Annotated in this window: 6 protein-coding genes and 1 tRNA gene; 4 read left to right on the forward strand and 3 right to left on the reverse strand. The window is 56.3% G+C overall.

Features of this window, described 5'->3' with window-relative positions; translation table 11 throughout:
* Window positions 1-37: 37 nt before the first annotated feature.
* The 3 genes from ACWISF_RS02015 to ACWISF_RS02025 all read right to left on the reverse strand — a co-directional run bounded on the left by ACWISF_RS02015 (window position 38) and on the right by ACWISF_RS02025 (window position 4155).
* Window positions 38-964 (reverse strand): NAD(+) kinase, encoded by a 927-nt coding sequence (locus tag ACWISF_RS02015; protein ID WP_448379930.1) that lies wholly within the window; start codon window positions 962-964, stop codon window positions 38-40.
* A gap of 60 nt (window positions 965-1024) precedes the next feature.
* On the reverse strand, window positions 1025-1375 hold the full coding sequence (locus tag ACWISF_RS02020; RefSeq protein ID WP_448379925.1) for a hypothetical protein: 351 nt from the start codon (window positions 1373-1375) through the stop codon (window positions 1025-1027).
* A 590-nt stretch (window positions 1376-1965) separates the two neighbouring features.
* Entirely contained in the window at window positions 1966-4155 is a 2190-nt protein-coding gene (locus tag ACWISF_RS02025) for a phosphoketolase family protein (RefSeq protein WP_448379926.1), read from the reverse strand.
* A gap of 123 nt (window positions 4156-4278) precedes the next feature.
* Between ACWISF_RS02025 and psbZ the strand changes: the two genes are divergently transcribed.
* The 4 genes from psbZ to ACWISF_RS02045 all read left to right on the forward strand — a co-directional run.
* Window positions 4279-4467 carry a photosystem II reaction center protein PsbZ gene (psbZ, locus tag ACWISF_RS02030; protein ID WP_448379927.1) on the forward strand — a complete coding sequence of 63 codons (189 nt, stop codon included), beginning with the start codon at window positions 4279-4281 and terminating at the stop codon, window positions 4465-4467.
* Complete coding sequence (gene ribH, locus ACWISF_RS02035; protein WP_448379928.1) at window positions 4467-4997, forward strand: 6,7-dimethyl-8-ribityllumazine synthase; 531 nt, start codon at window positions 4467-4469, stop codon at window positions 4995-4997. Before psbZ ends, ribH begins: the two co-directional genes overlap by 1 nt.
* Before the next feature lie 41 nt (window positions 4998-5038).
* Window positions 5039-5110: transfer RNA gene (locus ACWISF_RS02040), tRNA-Gly, on the forward strand.
* Window positions 5111-5286: 176 nt separating this feature from the next.
* A partial coding sequence (locus ACWISF_RS02045) for a Uma2 family endonuclease (RefSeq protein WP_448379929.1) occupies window positions 5287-5644 on the forward strand: 358 nt, incomplete at its 3' end.

Below are 5644 nucleotides of genomic sequence, written 5' to 3' on the forward strand. Positions count from 1 at the left end.
AATCGCTTACAGGGCTTGGGCGTAAAAGTGAATCGGATTACGACCAGACCCGATGGTTGCGGGGATAAGGCACCAACGCCCCCGCCCACTGCAACTTTTCCCGCAGGGTGCGGTAGTACGAATAATTTTCCTGCAGGATGATGAATTGGGCATCCTTTTGCGCCCGGCGCACATCCACCCGCTGCCCTGGCCAAATGCTGGTTGCCAAAACCCCATCCATCCACAATTTGGTGCGCAACTCCTGGTCTTGCAACGGCCAAATGCTGACCACAAACGCCGGGGGCAAAATCAAGGGACGGCTGGACAAACTCAAAGGACAGATGGGCACGACAGAAATAGCTTCCATGCCTGGGTGCAAGATCGCCCCGCCTGCTGACAGGGTATAGGACGTAGAACCTGTGGGGGTTGAGACGATTAACCCGTCTCCTTGGTACTGGTCAATCACTTCCCCGTCCACTTCGATTTCCAAAACACAGGTGGGCAGCCGTTCCACACTGGCCGGTTTTACCGCCATTTCATTCAACGCCCAAAACACCTCACTGCTGGGTTCCCCCGGTCGCTGATTGCCCTGAAACAGTTGCGCCTGCACCATCATCCGTTTTTGCACCGCATAGCGGTCCTGCTCCAGCCGCTCCCAGACCGCCTGGGTATCGTGCAAAACTTCGGCCGGTTCCGTGAGAAACCCCAACCGCCCGCCGATGTTGACCGCCAACAGGGGAACGCCCTCTGCCGCCAGATGCCGTGCTGCCCCCAAAGCCGTCCCATCGCCACCCAGCACAATGGCCAAGTCAATCCCGCGATTGGCCGAAGCCAAAAACACCGGGTAGGGATTGTCCTTCGGCCCACTCGGCCCCATCAACACCCGCACACCCCGGGCGGTCAATTCCTGCTCACAGCGGATAGCCCAGCGCTTACTCTCTGGGTCATTGGCCTTGTAGGTGATGATGACCTGCTGTAACCGCACGGCAATCGCTGGCACTCTGGTTCCTATGATGGCAGAACCGGTTCCCCAGCGACACCCGCCCTAGGAAGCGGCCAACTCCAGCAAGGCCCAATGGTGACTGTTGCTGATTGCCCGCCGAATTTTCTCAAACACCTGCTGACAATGGTTGGGCTGGTGGAGCGACAGTTCCTCATTTTTCGCCACCACTTGCACCCGCACCTGCCGATTGGGATACCGTTCCAGCAAAAGTTCCGCCGTTACCAAGCGGTGAAACCGGGACGGGGGCACCGCGCCGGGCACCTCCCGCGCCATTAAATAATCGTCCGAACGATAAACCACATGCAACTCACACCCCCGCAACGCCTCCGCCAAGAGGGACAGGGGATTGTCCGCTTGCACTTCTAGGAGAAAAGAACCGGTATAACGGGACATACACAACTCCCCAAAACGGCACTGCTTAGCGACGAATCCCCAGACTGACCATTGGTTTTCGTCGTTTGGGAACCCTTGCTGACAACGATGTTTAACTACCGCAATGGCGCCTGCCTGTACTATACACAAAGCAGGGGATTTTGCCCATAGAAGCCGATCACGCCGTCCCCCACCCTGGTTTGCCCGCCGAACCGGGCCGCCAGGGAAATACGGTTCTCGCTACAGGCTACCCGGCAGCCCATCCCGGCGCCCTGAATGCCAAATTTATCGGTTTCCTTTAGAGTCTTTGCAAAGAAATTGAGACAGTTTGGCGCGACAGTCTCGCGTTCGCCAATATCTCCCTGCGAGACCTCTATGGCAAGCTTGATGATTCAAAAGCCAAGTTTTCATCCGTATGGGATACAGGTGAAATGCCACTTCCCCTCAGTCAATCATGCAGATAACTTGCATGGCAAAGCCATATTTTTGGAAATGTATCCTTACAACGCAAAAAAATTCTCATCATGAAATTTCTCATCACGCACGTTGCCTACCGCAAAGTCCGATAGATTTGCCATTGCCACAGCTATTGACATCACCCCTTGGATGCCCTACCCCAACAAAGCCAAGGCCCGCTGCGCAATACGCTCCCCACTCAGCCCATTGTATTCCATCAATACCCCCGGCGTAGCCGTCGTTTCCCCCCGCTGCCAGCCCAGCATTTCCCGCCGCGCCACCTGCGAACGAACCATCAGGGGTTCTAGGGTACTCACCGGCCCGCCTGTAATCCCCAACAACGCATCCCCATGAAACAGCCGCGCAAACGTCTCATCATCCATAAACTGCCCATCCGGCTCCGCACAACTGGCCCAAGCCACATCCTGGGCGCGACACAGCCGCCGCAAATTCACCATACTGACAATGCGGGTGCCAATCCCCTGCGCCTGCAATTGCGCTGCCGCCGCAAACACCGGCAAGAGAATCATATCCCCCACCACCGCCAACACCACCAGCCGTTCCCCAGGCGTTTCCTGCAACACAATCGCCCCCTGCTCCACCCCCGCTTGCGCCTGTTCCCAGGTCGTCCGCACCGGCAACGGCGTTTTGCTGGCAAAAATGGCAATCCCTTTGTTAAAGGTCTGCACCGCCCAGAGATAGGCCGCCTGGGCGCAATTGGCATCTGGCGGAAACAGGGGATAGACATTGCCGTTGTGCATCAAGGCCATGTAATAGGCTTCAATCTCCGGGCGTTGGTGCGTCCACCCGTTGCGCCCCTGCTCCAACGCCCCCGCCGTAAACAGGGCAATCGTCGAAGGCGTCGGTCGCCGCAATTCCGCCATCGCCTGCGTCACCGTCTGCCAAATGGGCAAGCCATTAATGGCAAACGATTCGTAAGAACACCACAGGGAACGTCCGCCCAACAGACACACCGCCGCCGCCAGCCCCGCACAGGCATCCTCGCTTAAGGGTTCATACACCTGTCCCTGGGGCGATTGGTTGTACAAGGTATCTGCGGTGGGGTGAATAATTCTCAAGCCCTGGTTGACGTTGGCCATCCCGGAAGCCTCGTTGCCATCCGCATTGGTCACCAAAAACTTGGGGTCGCTTTGGCCCAATTGCACCACCAGATGGCCCACCGCCGTCGTCGCTACCTGCTTATCCCCCACCGGAAATACCTGAGGGGTAAATTGGGGGAGTGGCGGCAAGGCCCGCACCGATTCCGTCACCGCCACCTGCGCCGCTGCCCCGCCCCCTGCACGTTGGAAATTCTCCCGCACCAGCACCCAAGCTTCCGCAGGCAAGGCCCGCTGTTGCAACGCCTGGACAATGTCAGGATGGTCTAAGGTGTGTTGGGCGTACAAATTGTGGGATTTGGCACCCCGAGCATGTACCCCTGCCCCCTTTAATTGCTTGAGAATAAAGACGGTTAAATTGCCACCCAAGGCACTTTTTGCCGCCCGGTCCAACCCCGCAAGAACCGCCTCGGTAAATTTCAGCCGCTGTTCCAAGCTAAACAACGTACTATCAACGTAATCCCCCGATTGTCCCTGGTCGTCAAAGGCTTTGGCATCCACCACAATCACTTCCGTAAAACCATGGGCGCGCCAGAGCCGTTCCATCTGGGCGTTATCCAGGGTCGCCACCATACTGTGATGCTCTTGGCTATAGCCATTCCAGACCAGCACCGGCAGGAAATTCGTCACCTGGGGAAACGCCGTATGGAAATGGTGAAAACTGCTGAGCACGTAGGGTTCTCCCAGCCCCCCGTCCCCAATCGTCACCGGGAAAAGCACCCCCGGATACAGATAGGCGGCTGCCATGGCAAAATGCTGCCCTTGTCCTAACGGCCCTGCCGGAGACAACACCCCCGGAATCGCCCCCGACAGATGCCCCAACAACCCATGCAGTTCCCGAAACCGCTCCCGCATCTGGGCAACCGTCGTAATTCCCATCTTTTCGAGGGAACCGTCGAGAAACAGCAGGCTATAAAATCCCGGCGCGTGGTGACCAACTTCAGTGGGGATATTTTTGTAACCCAACATGACCAAAGCTGCCATTGCCTCGGCACAACTGGCAAAACCCCCCGGATGTCCCGAAGCCTTGCTGGCGGTCATTTGCACCACCAAATAACGCAGGGCGTCGGCAGCCAGCAGGGTCTGGTACACGGCTTTGGGGTCGTGGGGGTCTTCAATCCGCCCCGTTTGGGGGTTGACAGCGGCTGCGTGGGCATACTCCGACCACAGACGCCAAGGGCCACCGAAATAGTCAATACCCTGACAAAAGGCGGGGGAAACGGTCATGACGCACCTGATGAACGAATTATTGAGCATTGTAATATCGTTTGTTCAGGCTGGGGAGGTTTGGGTTGCAGGGGACGCACTTTTTGATAGCCTGATAGATGGGCTGTGTTGGGAGCAAAAATCATGACCCTTGTCTTTCAGTTGTTGGTCTTAGCTTTGGTGGTCTTGTCGTTTATCATGGTGGTGGCCGTACCGGTGGTGCTGGCCACCCCAGGCGAATGGCAGCGGTATCAACGCCTCATCTACTTGGGAGCGGGGGTCTGGATGTTGTTGGTCTTTGCCGTTGGCCTGATGGATATTCTGGTCGTGTGATGGCGGTTTTTGAGGGCAGTTTTACCAACGTTGAGGGGTTCCGGCTGGGCATTGTTATCAGTCGGTTCAATGACTTAATTGTGGGCAAATTGCTCGATGGCTGTCGGGATGCCCTGAAACGGCACGGGGTGGATGTGGACAGGCAGGTGGATTATTTTTGGGTGCCAGGGAGTTTTGAAATTCCGGTGGTAGCCCATCAATTAGCCCAAAGCCAGCGCTACGATGCCTTGATTTGTCTGGGCGCGGTCATCCGCGGCGAAACCCCCCACTTTGACTATGTGGCCGCCGAGGTTGCCAAAGGCATTGCTGCTATTGGGTTGCAAACCGGTGTGCCGGTCGTGTTTGGCATTCTCACCACAGATAACTTACAGCAGGCGATTGAGCGCGCGGGCGTCAAAAGCAATAAAGGCTGGGAATACGCGATGAATGCCCTGGAAATGGCAAGTCTCATGCGGCAGGTGCGTTCTTTGCGTTCCCCCTATGCCCCTTCTTTGCCACGTGTTGCCGATTTGCCCGAATCTTGCCCTTGACATGGGGTTGCAAACGGTTAGAATAAAAATCTAGGGTTGATGCGGGTATAGCTCAGTGGTAGAGCGCAACCTTGCCAAGGTTGATGTCGCGCGTTCGAATCGCGTTACCCGCTTGGCTGATACCGCCGATACTTATGAAAACAGGGAGAAAGGGGGTACCCTGGAAGCAGGGGGAGGGGGGTATCTAAGGGCTTTGCTAATTAATTCACAGGAACTGCTCTGATATGGCCAGAGCAATTTCTAAGTGCTGGTTGGTGTCTATTTAGCGATAACCCCAAGGAGTCAATTGATGTCCACCTGTGAAATGATTCGCCACCGGTTCACCGTCGCGCAATATCACCGGATGATTGAGGCTGGCATTTTTGCCCCAGATGACCGGTTGGAATTGATTCACGGAGAACTGGTCACCATGTCGCCCATTAACCACCGTCACGCTGCCGGGGTTGACCGCCTTGTTTATCTATTACTTGGGCGTTTGGGTCAAAAAGCCAGATGTCGCATCCAAAACCCCATTACCCTGGCAGATTCGGAGCCGCAGCCGGATGTAGCCATTGTGCGCTGGCGGGATGATTTTTACCTGGCAGGACATCCCACACCCCCAGATATTTACTGGATTATCGAAGTCGCTGACACAACCATTGCCTACG

Source organism: Gloeomargarita sp., assembly GCF_053491055.1.

Excerpts from the sequence above, each read along its gene's own strand:
- ACWISF_RS02020 (WP_448379925.1), bottom strand. The coding sequence starts at position 1,375 with ATGTCCCGTTATACCGGTTCTTTTCTCCTAGAAGTGCAAGCGGACAAT.
- ACWISF_RS02025 (WP_448379926.1), bottom strand. The coding sequence starts at position 4,155 with ATGACCGTTTCCCCCGCCTTTTGTCAGGGTATTGACTATTTCGGTGGC.
- ribH (WP_448379928.1), top strand. The coding sequence starts at position 4,467 with ATGGCGGTTTTTGAGGGCAGTTTTACCAACGTTGAGGGGTTCCGGCTG.
- psbZ (WP_448379927.1), top strand. The coding sequence starts at position 4,279 with ATGACCCTTGTCTTTCAGTTGTTGGTCTTAGCTTTGGTGGTCTTGTCG.